Annotated in this window: 14 protein-coding genes; 6 read left to right on the top strand and 8 right to left on the bottom strand. The window is 70.0% G+C overall.

Annotation, left to right across the window (positions count from 1 at the left end):
• Positions 1-5: 5 nt before the first annotated feature.
• Genes ACIRU3_RS14425 through ACIRU3_RS14410 form a run of 4 tightly spaced genes read right to left on the bottom strand, consistent with a single transcriptional unit; the run spans position 6 to position 3761 of the window.
• The gene (locus ACIRU3_RS14425; RefSeq protein WP_404055958.1) at positions 6-326 is read right to left on the bottom strand and encodes a bifunctional 3-phenylpropionate/cinnamic acid dioxygenase ferredoxin subunit; all 321 of its coding nucleotides are present in this window, start codon (positions 324-326) and stop codon (positions 6-8) included.
• Positions 323-1543 (bottom strand): Fe-S cluster assembly protein SufD, encoded by a 1221-nt coding sequence (gene sufD / locus ACIRU3_RS14420; RefSeq protein ID WP_404055956.1) that lies wholly within the window; start codon positions 1541-1543, stop codon positions 323-325. Before sufD ends, ACIRU3_RS14425 begins: the two co-directional genes overlap by 4 nt.
• A gap of 56 nt (positions 1544-1599) precedes the next feature.
• Positions 1600-3021: a Fe-S cluster assembly protein SufB gene (sufB, locus tag ACIRU3_RS14415; protein WP_404055954.1), complete on the bottom strand. Its 1422-nt coding sequence runs from the start codon at positions 3019-3021 to the stop codon at positions 1600-1602.
• Positions 3018-3761, bottom strand: coding sequence for a helix-turn-helix transcriptional regulator (locus ACIRU3_RS14410; RefSeq protein WP_404055952.1), 744 nt, complete (start codon positions 3759-3761; stop codon positions 3018-3020). Before ACIRU3_RS14410 ends, sufB begins: the two co-directional genes overlap by 4 nt.
• 184 nt (positions 3762-3945) lie before the next feature.
• Here ACIRU3_RS14410 and ACIRU3_RS14405 point away from each other — a divergent pair, with 184 nt between their 5' ends.
• The 4 genes from ACIRU3_RS14405 to ACIRU3_RS14390 all read left to right on the top strand — a co-directional run bounded on the left by ACIRU3_RS14405 (position 3946) and on the right by ACIRU3_RS14390 (position 7905).
• Complete coding sequence (locus ACIRU3_RS14405) at positions 3946-4761, top strand: aminoglycoside N(3)-acetyltransferase (RefSeq protein ID WP_404055950.1); 816 nt, start codon at positions 3946-3948, stop codon at positions 4759-4761.
• A gap of 31 nt (positions 4762-4792) precedes the next feature.
• A complete protein-coding gene (locus ACIRU3_RS14400) occupies positions 4793-5770 on the top strand; it encodes an ABC transporter ATP-binding protein (RefSeq protein WP_404055948.1) in 978 nt (325 codons plus the stop codon).
• Between the two features lie 329 nt (positions 5771-6099).
• Positions 6100-6816 (top strand): ABC transporter permease, encoded by a 717-nt coding sequence (locus ACIRU3_RS14395; RefSeq protein WP_404056242.1) that lies wholly within the window; start codon positions 6100-6102, stop codon positions 6814-6816.
• 69 nt (positions 6817-6885) lie between these two features.
• Entirely contained in the window at positions 6886-7905 is a 1020-nt protein-coding gene (locus tag ACIRU3_RS14390) for a heme A synthase (RefSeq protein ID WP_404055946.1), read from the top strand.
• Here ACIRU3_RS14390 and ACIRU3_RS14385 read toward each other — a convergent pair.
• The 4 genes from ACIRU3_RS14385 to ACIRU3_RS14370 form a co-directional block, all read right to left on the bottom strand.
• Positions 7860-8597, bottom strand: a complete 738-nt coding sequence (locus tag ACIRU3_RS14385; RefSeq protein ID WP_404055944.1) for a nucleotidyltransferase domain-containing protein — start codon at positions 8595-8597, stop codon at positions 7860-7862. The two genes, ACIRU3_RS14390 and ACIRU3_RS14385, sit on opposite strands and share 46 nt — an antisense overlap.
• A gap of 18 nt (positions 8598-8615) precedes the next feature.
• Positions 8616-9722 carry an amidohydrolase family protein gene (locus tag ACIRU3_RS14380; RefSeq protein WP_404055942.1) on the bottom strand — a complete coding sequence of 369 codons (1107 nt, stop codon included), beginning with the start codon at positions 9720-9722 and terminating at the stop codon, positions 8616-8618.
• A 182-nt stretch (positions 9723-9904) separates the two neighbouring features.
• Positions 9905-10225: a hypothetical protein gene (locus tag ACIRU3_RS14375; RefSeq protein ID WP_404055940.1), complete on the bottom strand. Its 321-nt coding sequence runs from the start codon at positions 10223-10225 to the stop codon at positions 9905-9907.
• Between the two features lie 58 nt (positions 10226-10283).
• Positions 10284-11288 carry a heme o synthase gene (locus tag ACIRU3_RS14370; RefSeq protein ID WP_404055938.1) on the bottom strand — a complete coding sequence of 335 codons (1005 nt, stop codon included), beginning with the start codon at positions 11286-11288 and terminating at the stop codon, positions 10284-10286.
• Positions 11289-11651: 363 nt separating this feature from the next.
• On the opposite strand from ACIRU3_RS14370, the gene tkt reads away from it, so the two are divergent.
• The gene (gene tkt, locus ACIRU3_RS14365) at positions 11652-13754 is read left to right on the top strand and encodes a transketolase (RefSeq protein ID WP_404055937.1); all 2103 of its coding nucleotides are present in this window, start codon (positions 11652-11654) and stop codon (positions 13752-13754) included.
• 33 nt (positions 13755-13787) lie between these two features.
• A complete protein-coding gene (gene tal / locus ACIRU3_RS14360) occupies positions 13788-14906 on the top strand; it encodes a transaldolase (RefSeq protein ID WP_404055935.1) in 1119 nt (372 codons plus the stop codon).
• The last annotated feature ends 2 nt before the right edge of the window (positions 14907-14908 follow it).

Here is a 14908-nt window from a genome sequence, read left to right as displayed (position 1 = left end):
GTGCCTCAGGACTCCTGGGTGAGGGAGACGAGAACGTCGTCCCCTTCGATCTTTACGGGGTATACGGGGACGGGGCGCGTCGCGGGGAGGCCGGACGGCTTGCCGGTGCGAAGGTCGAAGGCGGAGCCGTGCAGCCAGCACTCGATCTGGCAGTCCTCCACCTCTCCCTCGGAGAGGGAGACGTTCGCGTGCGAGCAGATGTCGTTGATCGCGAACACCTCGCCCTCGGTCTTCACGACCGAGACCGGCGTGCCGTCGAGTTCCACCCGCTTCGGGGTGTCCTCCGCCAGCTCGCTCAGCCCACAGGCGCGTACGAAGGTCGTCATGCGACCGAAGCCTCCAGCTCCTCCTCGATCTTGGCGAGCAGGCGCTCCTCGATGTCCGCGACACCGATCTGCTGGACCAGCTCGGCGAAGAAGCCGCGGACCACGAGGCGGCGGGCCTCGTGCTCCGGGATGCCGCGGGCCATCAGGTAGAAGAGCTGCTCGTCGTCGAAGCGGCCGGTGGCGGAGGCGTGGCCGGCACCGACGATCTCGCCGGTCTCGATCTCCAGGTTCGGCACCGAGTCGACGCGCGCGCCGTCCGTGAGGACCAGGTTGCGGTTCATCTCGTAGGTGTCCGTGCCCTCGGCCTTGGCCTCGATGAGCACGTCGCCGATCCAGACCGCGTGCGCGGCCTCGCCCTGGAGCGCGCCCTTGTAGGCGACGTTCGACTTGCAGTGCGGGGTGTTGTGGTCGACGAGGAGGCGGTGCTCCTGGTGCTGGCCCGCGTCGGTGAAGTACAGACCGAACAGCTCGGCCTCGCCACCGGTGGCGGCGTAGGCGACGCGCGGGTGCAGACGTACGAGATCGCCGCCGAAGGTGACCACGAACGACTTGAAGGTGGCGTCCCGGCCGATCAGCGCGTTGTGCTGGCCCACGTGCACGGCCTTGTCGTCCCAGTCCTGGACGGAGACGACGGTCAGCTTGGCGCCGTCGCCCAAGACGTAGTCGACGTTGGCGGCGAGCACCGCGTCACCGGTGTGGTCGATGACGACGACGGCCTCGGCGAAGGCACCCAGCTCGATCACCTGGTGACCGTAGGCGACCCCGCCCTCGCCGTGCACGGCGATGCGGATCGGCTCGGTGAGCACCGTCTCCTTGGGCACGGTGACCACGCCGGCCTGCTCGAAGGCGGAGTACGCCTGAGCCGCGACGCGGTCCACCGGGGTGCCCGCCCTGCCGAGCCGCGCGTCGTCGCGGCCGACGGTCTCGACGACGACGCCCTCGGGGGCATCGACGGCGACCTTCACGCCCTCGCCGGTCGCGACGGCGGTGCCGTCGTGCAGACCACGCAGCCGCTCCAGCGGGGTGAACCGCCACTCCTCCTCGCGGCCGTGCGGGACCGGGAAGTCCGCCACGTCGAAGGACGGCGGCGCGCTCATGCGGGTGGCGACGGTCGACTCGGCGGCGACCGCGATCTGGCCGGCGGTGGTGGAGCCCACCGGCGGGGGTCCCCCCGCTCGAGCGGAGCCGAGAGTGGGGGAGTTCTGAGCCTCAGCCATGGCTGTCGTAGTGCTCGCTTTCTGAGTAAGACGTGTGCTGACCGATGGGGCGGGCCTCAGCCGACCGCGCCTTCCATCTGCAGCTCGATCAGCCGGTTGAGCTCGAGGGCGTACTCCATGGGCAGTTCCTTGGCGATCGGCTCGACGAAGCCGCGCACGATCATCGCCATCGCCTCGAACTCGGTCAGACCGCGGCTCATCAGGTAGAAGAGCTGGTCCTCGGAGACCTTGGAGACGGTCGCCTCGTGGCCCATGGACACGTCGTCCTCACGGACGTCGACGTACGGGTACGTGTCGGAGCGGGAGATGGTGTCGACCAGCAGCGCGTCGCACAGCACGTTCGACTTCGAGCCGTGGGCGCCCTCACCGATCTCGACCAGACCGCGGTACGAGGTGCGGCCGCCACCGCGCGCCACCGACTTGGAGACGATGTTGGACGAGGTGTTCGGCGCCATGTGGACCATCTTGGAGCCGGCGTCCTGGTGCTGGCCCTCGCCCGCGAAGGCGATGGAGAGGGTCTCGCCCTTGGCGTGCTCGCCCATCAGGTAGACGGCCGGGTACTTCATCGTCACCTTGGAGCCGATGTTGCCGTCGATCCACTCCATGGTCGCGCCCTCGTAGGCCACGGCGCGCTTGGTGACCAGGTTGTAGACGTTGTTCGACCAGTTCTGGATGGTCGTGTAGCGGCAGCGGGCGTTCTTCTTGACGATGATCTCGACGACCGCGGAGTGCAGCGAGTCCGACTTGTAGATCGGGGCCGTGCAGCCCTCGACGTAGTGCACGTAGGCACCCTCGTCGACGATGATCAGGGTCCGCTCGAACTGGCCCATGTTCTCCGTGTTGATACGGAAGTAGGCCTGGAGCGGGATCTCGACGTGGACGCCCTTCGGCACGTAGATGAAGGAGCCGCCGGACCACACCGCGGTGTTCAGGGACGCGAACTTGTTGTCACCGACCGGGATGACCGTGCCGAAGTACTCCTTGAAGAGCTCCGGGTGCTCCTTCAGCGCGGTGTCGGTGTCCAGGAAGATGACGCCCTGCTCCTCCAGGTCCTCACGGATCTGGTGGTAGACGACCTCGGACTCGTACTGGGCCGCGACGCCCGCGACGAGGCGCTGCTTCTCCGCCTCCGGGATGCCGAGCTTGTCGTACGTGTTCTTGATGTCCTCGGGCAGGTCCTCCCAGGACTCCGCCTGCTTCTCCGTGGAGCGCACGAAGTACTTGATGTTGTCGAAGTCGATGCCCGACAGGTCCGAGCCCCAGTTCGGCATGGGCTTCTTCTCGAAGAGGCGCAGGCCCTTGAGACGGAGCTTGGTCATCCACTCCGGCTCGGACTTCTTCCCCGAGATGTCCCGGACCACGTCCTCGTTCAGACCACGCTTCGCAGAGGCGCCGGCCTCGTCGGAGTCGGCCCAACCGTATTCGTACGTGCCCAGACCCTCGAGTTCGGGGTGAGCAGTCTCCGTGGGGAGAGTCATGCGGGGTTCCTCCCGGCCGTGCTTGCAGATGCGTTGTCGCTGGTCTTGGAATTCTTGGGGATGAACGTCGTGCAGACGCCGTCGCCGTGCGCGATGGTCGCCAGTCGCTGGACGTGGGTCCCCAGCAGCTCGGCGAAGATCTCCGTCTCCGCCTCGCACAGCTGCGGGAACTGTTCCGCCACGTGGGCGACAGGGCAGTGGTGCTGGCACAGTTGTTCGCCGACCGGTGCGCTACGCGCCGTAGCAGCGTACCCGTCCACGCTCAGGGCCTTGGCCAGCGCTTCGGTGCGCTCGTCGGGGCTGACGCTCTCGATCGCCTTGCGGTACGCGCCGGCCTGGGCGGCGATCCGGGCGCGGGCGAAGGCGGCGACCGCATCGGCCCCGCCCTCCTGCTCGGCGATCCAGCGCAGGGCGTCCGCGGCGAGCTTGTCGTACGACTGGTCGAAGGCGTCCCGGCCGCAGTCCGTGAGCGCGAAGACCTTGGCGGGGCGGCCCCGCGTGCGCGCGCCGTACACCCGCTGCTCCCGCGCCTCGACGACGTCGTCGGCGACCAGGGCGTCCAGATGCCGTCGCACGGCGGCCTGGGTGAGTCCCAGTCGGCCGGCCAGCTCGGCGACGGTCGACGGGCCGTGATCCAGGATGGACCGCGCGACCCGGTTGCGCGTGGAGCGCTCCCCGGTCGCGAACTCCTCCTGCGGGGGACCCACCGGGGTCTCCCGAGCCTCGCCGACGTTTTTCACAACGCCATTGTTGCGTAATTCTTCAGAGCCTGACAAGCGCCGTCCGGATCACCCGACGGTGCCCTGCGTCACTTAGGCATACCTAATGTGACCTGCGGAAATGATCTTCTGATCGATCATCCGGAGCCGGTCCGGAAAGCAAACCCCTGGCGCCCGACAGGCCCGTCGGGAAGACTCCCTGACCATGTCCACACCCCCTCCGACCGGCCCTCTTGTCACCCGCGACACGGTCTCCGCACAGCTGCGTCTGCTGGGTGTCGAAACGGGCGAGATTCTCCTCGTCCATTCGTCGCTGAGTTCCCTCGGCTGGGTCAACGGAGGCGCCGTCGCCGTCGTCCAGGGACTCCTCGACGCCCTCGGTCCGTCCGGCACGCTCGTCGTGCCGACCCAGTCTGGCGGCCTGTCGGACCCGGCCGTGTGGGGCAGTCCTCCGGTGCCCGAGGAGTGGTGGGACAGGATCCGGGCCACGATGCCCGGCTACGACCCCCTGGTCACCCCGTCGCGCGGGGTCGGCGTGATCCCGGAGACCGTCCGTACCTGGCCGGGTGCCCTGCGCAGCGCGCACCCGCAGACCTCCTTCGCGGCGCTCGGGCCCCGTGCCGCGGAGATCGTCGACGCTCATGCCCCCGACTGCCGGCTGGGCGAGCGCAGCCCGCTGGCCCGGCTGGAGCGGCTGGGCGCCCGGGTCCTGCTCCTCGGCGCGGGCTACGACGCCTGCACCAGCTTCCATCTGGCCGAGTACCGCATACCGTCCCCGCTGGTGCGGGTGGGCCGGCCCGCACCCGGCGGCGGCTGGGAGACGGTGATCGAGGTGTCGATCACCTCGGACCGCTTCGACGAGCTCGGCCACGACTTCGAGCGGGACCGTCCCGTCGTACGCGGCAGGGTCGGCGCGGCCGGCGCACGGCTGTTCCCGGTGGCCGACGCGGTGGCCTACGCCGAGCGGTGGCTGACCGTGCACCGACCCCGTGAGGAGGACTTCCCGCACCCGCCCGCCTGAGCGGCACGACCTCTCCCTAGACTCTGGAGCCATGCGCAGTGAGCCCGCCCACCCGTCTCCCGACCACCGCCCCTCGACGAGACGCGTCGCGCCGCACCCGCTGATCGAGATCCAGGCCCTGGTGCAGCGGTACGGCACGAAGACCGCGGTGGACGGCCTCGACCTGGTGGCCCAGGCGGGCGTGACCGCCGTACTCGGCCCCAACGGGGCGGGGAAGACGACCACGGTCGAGACCTGCGAGGGGTACCGGAAGCCGGACTCCGGCACGGTGCGCGTCCTGGGCCTCGACCCGGTACGGCAGTCCGCCGAGCTGCGTCCGCGCATCGGCGTGATGCTCCAGTCCGGAGGTGTGTACTCCGGCGCCAGGGCGGACGAGATGCTGCGCCATGTCGCCAAGCTGCACGCGGATCCGCTGGACGTGGACGCGCTCGTCGAACGCCTCGGGCTCGGCTCCTGCGGCCGGACCGGCTACCGCCGTCTGTCCGGCGGCCAGCAGCAGCGGCTCGCGCTCGCCATGGCCGTCGTCGGCCGCCCCGAGCTGGTGTTCCTGGACGAACCGACCGCCGGCCTCGACCCGCAGGCCCGCCGCGCCACCTGGGACCTGGTCCGGGACCTGCGCGCCGACGGCGTCTCGGTGATCCTCACCACCCACTACATGGAAGAGGCCGAGCAGCTCGCCGACGACGTCGCGATCATCGACGCCGGCCGTGTCATCGCCCAGGGCTCCCCGGAGGAGCTGTGCAAGGGCGGTGCCGAGAACACCCTGCGCTTCACCGGCCGCCCCGGCCTCGACGTGGGCTCCCTGCTCAAGGCGCTCCCGGCCGACTGCACGGCCGCCGAGCTGACCCCGGGCAGCTACCGGGTCGTCGGCAAGGTGGACCCGCAGCTGCTGGCCACAGTGACCTCGTGGTGCGCCCAGCACGGGGTGATGCCCGACCGGATCTCGGTGGAACGGCACACCCTGGAAGACGTCTTTCTCGAGCTCACCGGCAAGGAGCTGCGCTCATGATTCCGGCTCGCACAAGGACCGGCCGGGGGTCCGGGGGTTGCCCCCCGGAAAGACACAGCCTCGCGCTCACAGGCAAGGAGTTGCGCTCATGATTCCGGCTCGCGCAAAGACCGGCCGGGGGTCCGGGGGTTGCCCCCCGGAAAGACACAGCCTCGCGCTCACAGGCAAGGAGTTGCGCTCATGATTCCGGCTCGCGCAAAGACCGGCCGGGGGTCCGGGGGTTGCCCCCCGGAAAGACACAGCCTCGCGCTCACAGGCAAGGAGTTGCGCTCGTGACGACCGCGACCGGTACGTACACCCCCAAGCCGGGAGCCGCGCCCCTCCCCCGCATGATCGCGGCCCAGGCGGCGCTGGAGACGAAGATGCTGCTGCGCAACGGCGAGCAGCTGCTGCTCACGGTCGTGATCCCGACCCTGCTGCTGGCGCTCTTCAGCTCCGTGGACATCGTCGACACCGGCGCCGGCAAGGCGGTCGACTTCCTCGCCCCGGGCATCCTGGCCCTCGCCGTGATGTCGACGGCGTTCACCGGGCAGGCCATCGCGACCGGCTTCGAGCGCCGCTACGGCGTGCTGAAGCGGCTCGCCTCCTCCCCGCTGCCCCGCTGGGGGCTGATGACGGCGAAGACGGCATCCGTCCTGGTCACGGAGATCCTCCAGGTGATTCTGCTGACGGTGATCGCCTTCGCGCTGGGCTGGTCCCCGCACGGCAACCCGCTCGCGGTCCTGCTCCTGCTGATCGTCGGTACGGCTGCCTTCTCGGGGCTCGGCCTGCTGATGGCGGGCACCCTGAAGGCGGAGGCCACACTGGCCGCCGCCAATCTGGTCTTCCTGCTGCTGCTCGTCGGCGGCGGGGTGATCGTGCCGCTCGACAAGTTCGGTTCGGCCGGGCAGCACGTCCTCGGTCTGCTGCCCGTCTCCGCGCTCTCGGACGGTCTGCGGGACGTGCTCCAGCACGGCGCCGGGATGCCGTGGGGCGACCTGGGCATCCTCGCCGTGTGGGCGGTCGTGGGTCTGGCCGCGGCCGGGAAGTTCTTCCGCTGGGAGTAGGCCCGGGGGCGGGTGGGACCACGCCGGGGACGGGACCCTCGTGAAAGCATGCACAAGCGGCGGCCTACGATGGTGCACGTGCCAAATCTGACCCGCGCCGACGCCGTAGCGGCCCTGCGCAACCCGCTCGCCTTCATCGCCGAACGCTGGACCCCGGATCCCCGGACGGTACAGCGGGCGGCGCTCGCCGCGCTCGCCATGTCGGTGCTGATCGTGGTCACCGGCGGTGCCGTCCGCCTGACCGGCTCGGGCCTCGGCTGCCCGACGTGGCCGACCTGCACCGACGACTCGCTGACCACGACCCGGGCCATGGGATTCCACGGGGTCGTCGAGTTCACCAACCGCATGCTGACGTACGTGCTGTGCGCGGCCGTCGGCTGGGCGATCATCGCCGCGCGGTCCCAGAAGCCCTGGCGGCGCGGCCTGACCCGGCTGGGCTGGGCGCAGTTCTGGGTGGTCATGGGCAACGCGGTGCTCGGCGGCATCGTGGTCCTGGTGGGCCTGAATCCGTACACGGTCGCCGCGCACTTCCTGCTCTCGTCGGCGCTCATCGCCGTCGCCACGCTGACGTGGCAGCGCACCCGCGAAGGCGACGGGGCGCCGCGGCCGCTGGTGGGCAAGGCCGTGCAGCAGCTGGTGTGGTTCCTGGTCGCCTCGTCCGTCCTGCTGATCGCGGTCGGCACGGTGGTGACCGGGGCCGGGCCGCACGCGGGTGACTCCGAGGAGGTCGAACGGATCCCGATCGACTGGGAGACGATCGGCAAGCTGCACGCGGTGCTCGCCTGGATCGTGGTGACCCTCACCTTCGCACTGTGGTTCGTCCTCAAGGCCGTCGACGCCCCCAAGGGCCCCCTCGACCGCACCCGTGAGCTGTTCCTGATCCTGCTCGCACAGGGGGTCATCGGCTACGTCCAGTACTTCACGCACCTGCCGGAGGTCCTCGTCGGGCTGCACATGTTCGGCTCGTGCCTGGTGTGGATCGGTGTCCTGCGGGTCCTGCTGTCGCTGCGCGAACGCCCCGACGAGACGGCCGGCTTCCCCGCTCAGGCGTACGACTCGGTGAGCGCGTCGATCGCCGCTCCCAGGTAGTCCCGGGTCAGCCGGGCCCGACGCGCCGTCCACTCGTCGGTGGGCGGCGCGGAGTCGCCGTAGCGGCGTCGGCGGATGTCCTCGACGACCTCGACGGGTGCGCCCAGGCCGGGCAGCAGGTCCAGGGCCTCGCGCTTGGAGATCAGCCGTCCGTCGCGCGCGGTGACGGTGGCGCGGGCAAGAGTGACCATCCCCAGATCGACCCACACGTCCTGCGACCACAGCGGTGCGTTGTCGACGGCAGGCCGCCAGAAGTCCCGCTGGTCGCGTACGACGAAGTCGCCGAGTTCCCGGTCCGGCACGGGCGGCAGCAGCCCGGCGGGCACGCACCCGTGCAGCACCGTCCCGAAGGTGTGCAGCTCACGCCGGGTCACCGGGGTGACCGGCCGCTTGAACAACTGCTCGTGCGCCCACGTCAGATGCCGGCGGGCGGGGTCGTCCACGGTGTCCGGGGTCAGATAGGTGCAGTGCAGCTGGGCGGCGAGGGGCTGGGCGCGCAGGCGGGCATGCACCGCGGCGACCTTCCAGACGACGCTCGGGGTCACGGAGTGAGGCAGCACCGCGATCAGGTCCAGGTCGCTGCGGCCCTCCTGGTAGTCGCCGCCGGCCAGCGAGCCGTGCGCCCACACCGCGCGGGGCCGCAGCGGCATCAGGTCCTGCAGGAATCGTTCGAGCAAGGATTCGGTCGGCATCCCCTCAGTCTGGGCAGCTCACTCCAGTCCGTACACCCTGCGCGCGTTGCCCGCCGCGATCAGCCGGGCCACCCGCTGGGCGTCCCCCAGGGACCACGCGCCCTCCGCCACCCAGTTCCCCAGCACCCGGCCCAGGGCCTCGCGGAACAGGCGGGCGCCGACCACGTGCAGCTCGGGCAGGCCGTGCGCACCACTGGAGAAGAGAATCTTGCCGAAGGGGGCCAGCTCCAGGATCTCGGCGAGCACCGTGGCCGCGCGGGCACCGGTGCGCACGAGGGCCGCGCCCGAGTCCGCGTACACATGTGGGAACACGCCGGCCAGGTGGGCGGCGTGGCGGTGGTACGGGTAGCCGTGCAGCAGGATCAGGTCGGTGCCGAGCCCGGCCGTGGCCCGGACGAAGTCGGTGAGCAGCACCGGGTCCGTCCGGTCGATGCGCGAGCCCGGTTCGCCGAGCCCGGCGTGCAGTTGGAGAGGCAGTCCCGAGGCGACCGCGATCCACAGCAGGTGCCGCAGCAGCACCGGGTCGGTCAGCTCGCCGCCGACCCGGCGTCCGGCCAGCCAGCGGCCCGCCGCGCCCCGCACCTCGCCCGGTCCCGGCGGTTCGGGGGCCAGGGCCAGGCCGTGCCGGATCCCCGCCACGGAGGTGAAGGCGACCGCCTCAGCGGCCGCGCCGTGCACCGATTCGGCGAGGTTGGCGAGGAAGGACTCGACGGTGCCCGAGGTGTCGGCGACCTGCTCGGCGAGCAGTTCGAGGCGGACGATCTCGCGGGCCCGGGCGTCGCCCGCGGAGGCCATCTCGGCGGGGCCGGTGAGGTCGCCGGGCAGGCCCGTGTCGACCAGGTAGGTGGTGATGCCGCTGCCCCGCAGCAGTCTGCGGCCGGCCGCCAGGACGCCGAGTTCACGGCGCCGGGCCAGATACCGGGCGGGCGGGCAGTGCGGCTCCAGGCCGAGCAGCGGCGGGCACCAGCGCCGCACGGCGAAGCCCGTCTGCGTGTCGAAGAGCGTGGTGCCCGGCGCGGGTGGGCCCTCGGTCCGCGCCAGCTGGGCCTCGAAGGTGCCGAGGCCCAGTTCGGTCCGCAGCACGCCGTGGCAGTACTGGTCCACGAGGGACGGCGTTTCGATCATCCGGACTCCCCGCGGGACGCTGTGGCTGTGCCTTACAGGTCCTAACGGGTGAACGGGGTCCGAGGTCGCGGTTCAACTCGGGAGGTGCGGGTTGTCCGGCGACCGCCGGCCGTCCGGGCTCCTTGCGCCCACGCGGCGGAGCCGTATGCCGACACGACCCCGCGCCCCTGCAAGGAGGCTGCTCAGCCGCCCACTTGAATGCCGGCCATGCGCTTCCACTCGTACGGGCCCGTCTTCACCTTCGCCGCGAACTCGCCGTCGAAGGACTCGTGGACGGTGATGCCGGCCTTCGCGACGGCCTGCTCGGCGATCTCGGTGCTGGGTGCCACCAGGTCGCCCCAGCCGCCGTCCTCGCCGACGAGCACGATCCGGGCGCCGCGCTCGCCGATGTGGGCCACCTGGCCCTCGGCACCGCCGTGCGCCTTGGAGAAGGAGCTGATCTGCTTCGCGAGCCGCGCCACCTTGCGCTCGGCCTTCGGGTCAACCTGCTGCGTGTCTGCCATGGCCAGGATGCTACTCACGAGTAGATCAGCTGGCGAGAGCAGGGTCCTGTGACGTACGTCAGCGCAGGAACGGGTCCACCGCGACCGCGACGAACAGGATCGACACATAGGTGATCGACCAGTGGAAGAGGCGCATCTCCTTCAGCTTCGCGCCCGTCACCTCGGCCTTCGCCCGGTTCTGCAGCCCGTGCGCCTCCCACAGCCAGAAGCCGCCGGCCGCGAGGGCGACCGCCGTGTAGAACCAGCCGGTGTAGCCGAGGGGGGTCAGCAGCAGGGAGACGGCGACCATCACCCAGCTGTAGATGACGATCTGCCGGGCGACCACCTTGTTGGAGGCGACCACCGGGAGCATCGGCACGCCCACGCGCGCGTAGTCGTCCCTGACCTTCATGGACAGCGGCCAGTAGTGCGGCGGCGTCCAGAAGAACATGACGAGGAAGAGGACGATCGGCGCCCAGGACATCGAGTCGGTGACCGCGGACCAGCCGATCAGCACCGGCAGGCAGCCCGCGATGCCGCCCCACACGATGTTCTGCGACGTACGCCGCTTGAGGATCATCGTGTAGACGACGACGTAGAAGAGAAGCGCTCCGAGTGACAGCCAGGCACTCAGCCAGTTGACGGTCAGCCCGAACAGCAGCGTCGAGACGACGGCCAGCGTGACACCGAAGGTCAGGCACTCGCGCGGGCTGACCATGCCGGTGACCAGCGGGCGCTGCGACGTGCGGTCCATCAGGGCGTCGATGTCCCGGTCGATGTACATGTTCAGCGCGTTGGCGCCGCCCGCGGACAGGTAGCCGCCGATGCAGGTGAGCAGGACGAGCTGGAGGTCGGGCACCCCCTGCTGCGCCAGGAACATCACCGGAACGGTGGTGATGAGGAGCAGCTCGATGATCCGCGGCTTGGTCAGCGCCACGAACGCCTTGACACGGGCCCCGAACGGCCGGTGAACCGGGCCCTGGTTCGCACCACGAACCACACCCTCCCCCACAGCCTTAAGGGCCTGGGAGGTGCCCCCAGGACGGGATTCGACGGCCGTCACGCACACCCCTGACAGAGACATCCCAGCAAGCCTCCCCGTGTGAAGTACCGGTAAAGGCTCGCGCGTACCACGCCACTTTAGACGTTGCCCATACCTCGGCCTTCGCGGGGGTGGGGTCGTGTTGGCGGGCAGCGCATCAGAGAGGTCTGAGGGCTCGATTGAGCAGTCAGATGAGCGGCTCCGTATTCATGTGCCGAATGCGCTGTCGGCCAGTCGGGAGGCGGATCTCCCGGAGTCCCGGCAGTCTGGAATGACTCGAAAAAACGCACGTCCTTACGGGGGTAGGCTCGGCAACGGCCGGTGGGCATGCAGTGCACCGGCGGCCGGGTGGGGGCATGCCCCGAAGACCGGCGACCGACATGTGGAGAGGAGCCCTGACCCAGGGTGAGCACCAAGCCGACCACCACAGACCTTGAGTGGACCGAGCTGGACCAGCGGGCCGTGGACACTGCTCGGGTCCTGGCCGCCGACGCCGTACAGAAGGTCGGCAACGGCCATCCCGGTACGGCGATGAGCCTGGCTCCGGCCGCCTACACCCTCTTCCAGAAGGTGATGCGGCACGACCCGGCCGACCCGGAGTGGGTCGCCCGCGACCGCTTCGTGCTGTCCGCCGGCCACTCGTCCCTGACCCTCTACACACAGCTCTACCTGGCCGGATTCGGCCTGGAGCTGGATGATCTGAAGGCCTTCCGGACCTGGGGTTCGAAGACCCCCGGCCACCCGGAGTACGGCCACACCAAGGGCGTCGAGACGACGACCGGCCCGCTCGGCCAGGGTGTCGCCAACGCGGTGGGCATGGCCATGGCCGCCCGCTACGAGCGCGGTCTGTTCGACCCGGACACCCCGCAGGGCGAGTCCCCCTTCGACCACTTCGTCTACTGCATCGCCGGTGACGGCTGCCTGCAGGAGGGCATCTCCTCCGAGGCCTCCTCGCTCGCCGGCCACCAGGAGCTGGGCAACCTGATCCTGCTGTGGGACGACAACCACATCTCGATCGAGGGCGACACCGAGACCGCCGTCTCCGAGGACACCGTCAAGCGGTACGAGGCCTACGGCTGGCACGTGCAGCGGATCGCCCCGAAGCCGGACGGCGACCTCGACCCGCACGCCATCTACAACGCCATCGAGGCCGCGAAGAAGGTCACGGACAAGCCGTCCTTCATCGCGATGCGCTCGATCATCGCCTGGCCGGCCCCGAACGCGCAGAACACCGAGGCCGCACACGGCTCGGCGCTGGGCGACGAGGAGGTCGCGGCCACCAAGCGCGTCCTCGGCTTCGACCCGGAGAAGAGCTTCGAGGTCCTGGACGAGGTGCTGAGCCACACCCGCCAGGCACTCGACCGGGGCCGCCAGGCCAAGGCCGAGTGGGAGAAGTCCTTCCAGGAGTGGCGCAACGGCAACGCCGAGCGGGCCGCCGAGTTCGACCGCATCAGCAAGGGCGAGCTGCCCACCGGCTGGGAGGAGAAGCTCCCGGTCTTCGAGACGGGCAAGGGTATCGCGACGCGTGCCGCGTCCGGCAAGGTGCTGCAGGCGCTCGGCGCGGTCGTCCCCGAGCTGTGGGGCGGCTCCGCCGACCTCGCCGGCTCGAACAACACGACCATCGACAAGGACAGCTCCTTCCTTCCGGCGGACAACCCGCTGCCGGAGGCGGACCCCTACGGCCGGACGATCCACTTCGGCATCCGTGAGCACTCCATGGCCGCGGAGATGAACGGCATCGCCCTGCACGGCAACACCCGCATCTACGGCGGTACGTTCCTCGTCTTCTCCGACTACATGCGCAACGCGGTGCGTCTGTCGGCCCTGATGCACCTGCCGGTGACGTACGTGTGGACGCACGACTCCATCGGTCTCGGCGAGGACGGCCCGACGCACCAGCCGGTCGAGCACCTGGCCTCGCTGCGCGCGATCCCCGGTCTGAACGTCGTCCGCCCGGCGGACGCCAACGAGACCGCGATCGTCTGGCGCGAGATCCTCGGGCGCTACACCAAGGAGTTCGGCAAGGGTGCCCCGCACGGCCTCGCGCTGACCCGTCAGGGCGTGCCGGCGTACGAGCCCAACGACGACGCCGCGCGCGGCGGTTACGTCCTGTTCGAGGCCGAAGGGTCCGCGGGGCAGACCGCCGAGCCGGAGGTCATCCTGATCGCCACCGGTTCCGAGGTGCACGTGGCCGTCGAGGCGCGCGAGCGGCTGCAGGCCGACGGGGTGCCGACGCGGGTCGTGTCGATGCCGTCCGTCGAGTGGTTCGAGGAGCAGGACCAGGGGTACCGGGACTCGGTGCTGCCGCCGTCCGTGAAGGCTCGTGTCTCCGTCGAGGCGGGCATCGGCCTGACCTGGCACAAGTACGTCGGGGACGCCGGGCGCATCGTTTCCCTGGAGCACTTCGGTGCTTCCGCGGACGGCAAGGTCCTCTTCCGTGAGTTCGGCTTCACTGCCGAGAACGTGGCCGCGAAGGCCCGGGAATCCCTCGCCGCCGCCCAGCGCTGACGCTCATATACGACACGTAGGAGATGTAATTCCATGACAGACGCACTCAAGCGCCTCTCCGAGGAAGGCGTCGCGATCTGGCTGGACGACCTGTCGCGCAAGCGGATCACGTCCGGCAACCTTGCCGAACTGATCGACCAGCAGCACGTCGTGGGCGTCACCACCAACCCGACGATCTTCCAGAAGGCGATCAGCAGCGGCGACGGCTACGAGCAGCAGCTGTCCGACCTCGCCGCCCGCAAGGTCACGGTCGAAGAGGCCATCCGCATGATCACCACGGCGGACGTCCGCGACGCCGCCGACATCCTGCGTCCCGTCTTCGACGCCACCGACGGCCAGGACGGCCGGGTCTCCATCGAGGTCGACCCGCGCCTGGCCCACAACACCCGGGCGACCGTCGCCGAGGCCAAGCAGCTGGCCTGGCTGGTCGACCGTCCGAACACCCTGATCAAGATCCCGGCCACCAAGGCGGGTCTGCCGGCGATCGCGGAGACGATCGGCCACGGCATCAGCGTCAACGTCACGCTGATCTTCTCCCTCGAGCGCTACCGCGCGGTCATGGACGCCTACCTCACGGGCCTGGAGAAGGCCAAGGAGCGCGGTCTGGACATCTCGCTGATCCACTCCGTGGCCTCCTTCTTCGTGTCCCGCGTGGACAGCGAGATCGACAAGCGTCTCGACGCCCTCGGCACCGACGAGGCCAAGGCGCTGCGGGGCAAGGCCGCCGTCGCCAACGCGCGGCTCGCCTACCAGGCGTACGAGGAGGTCTTCTCCTCCGACCGCTGGAGCGCGCTGGAGAACGCGGGCGCCAACAAGCAGCGTCCGCTGTGGGCGTCGACCGGCGTCAAGGACCCGGCCTACCGGGACACGATGTACGTCACCGACCTGGTCGCGCCGAACACGGTCAACACCATGCCGGAGGCCACCCTTGAGGCCACCGAGGACCACGGCGAGATCACCGGCGACACCGTCACCGGCACCTACGAGCAGGCACGCGCCGACCTCGACGCGATCGAGAAGCTCGGCATCGCGTACGACGACGTCGTACAGGTGCTGGAGGACGAGGGCGTGGACAAGTTCGAGGCGTCCTGGAACGACCTGCTGAAGTCGACCGAGGCGGAGCTGCAGCGCCTCGCCCCCTCGGAGGGCTGAGT

This window comes from Streptomyces sp. NPDC101151 (assembly GCF_044768335.1).
Lineage (GTDB): Bacteria > Actinomycetota > Actinomycetes > Streptomycetales > Streptomycetaceae > Streptomyces.
This window is presented reverse-complemented; position numbering and strand designations above follow the sequence as displayed.

Excerpts from the sequence above, each read along its gene's own strand:
- ACIRU3_RS14425 (WP_404055958.1), bottom strand. The coding sequence starts at position 326 with ATGACGACCTTCGTACGCGCCTGTGGGCTGAGCGAGCTGGCGGAGGAC.
- sufD (WP_404055956.1), bottom strand. The coding sequence starts at position 1,543 with ATGGCTGAGGCTCAGAACTCCCCCACTCTCGGCTCCGCTCGAGCGGGG.
- sufB (WP_404055954.1), bottom strand. The coding sequence starts at position 3,021 with ATGACTCTCCCCACGGAGACTGCTCACCCCGAACTCGAGGGTCTGGGC.
- ACIRU3_RS14405 (WP_404055950.1), top strand. The coding sequence starts at position 3,946 with ATGTCCACACCCCCTCCGACCGGCCCTCTTGTCACCCGCGACACGGTC.
- ACIRU3_RS14400 (WP_404055948.1), top strand. The coding sequence starts at position 4,793 with ATGCGCAGTGAGCCCGCCCACCCGTCTCCCGACCACCGCCCCTCGACG.
- ACIRU3_RS14395 (WP_404056242.1), top strand. The coding sequence starts at position 6,100 with ATGATCGCGGCCCAGGCGGCGCTGGAGACGAAGATGCTGCTGCGCAAC.
- ACIRU3_RS14390 (WP_404055946.1), top strand. The coding sequence starts at position 6,886 with ATGGTGCACGTGCCAAATCTGACCCGCGCCGACGCCGTAGCGGCCCTG.
- ACIRU3_RS14385 (WP_404055944.1), bottom strand. The coding sequence starts at position 8,597 with ATGCCGACCGAATCCTTGCTCGAACGATTCCTGCAGGACCTGATGCCG.
- ACIRU3_RS14380 (WP_404055942.1), bottom strand. The coding sequence starts at position 9,722 with ATGATCGAAACGCCGTCCCTCGTGGACCAGTACTGCCACGGCGTGCTG.
- ACIRU3_RS14375 (WP_404055940.1), bottom strand. The coding sequence starts at position 10,225 with ATGGCAGACACGCAGCAGGTTGACCCGAAGGCCGAGCGCAAGGTGGCG.
- ACIRU3_RS14370 (WP_404055938.1), bottom strand. The coding sequence starts at position 11,288 with ATGTCTCTGTCAGGGGTGTGCGTGACGGCCGTCGAATCCCGTCCTGGG.
- tal (WP_404055935.1), top strand. The coding sequence starts at position 13,788 with ATGACAGACGCACTCAAGCGCCTCTCCGAGGAAGGCGTCGCGATCTGG.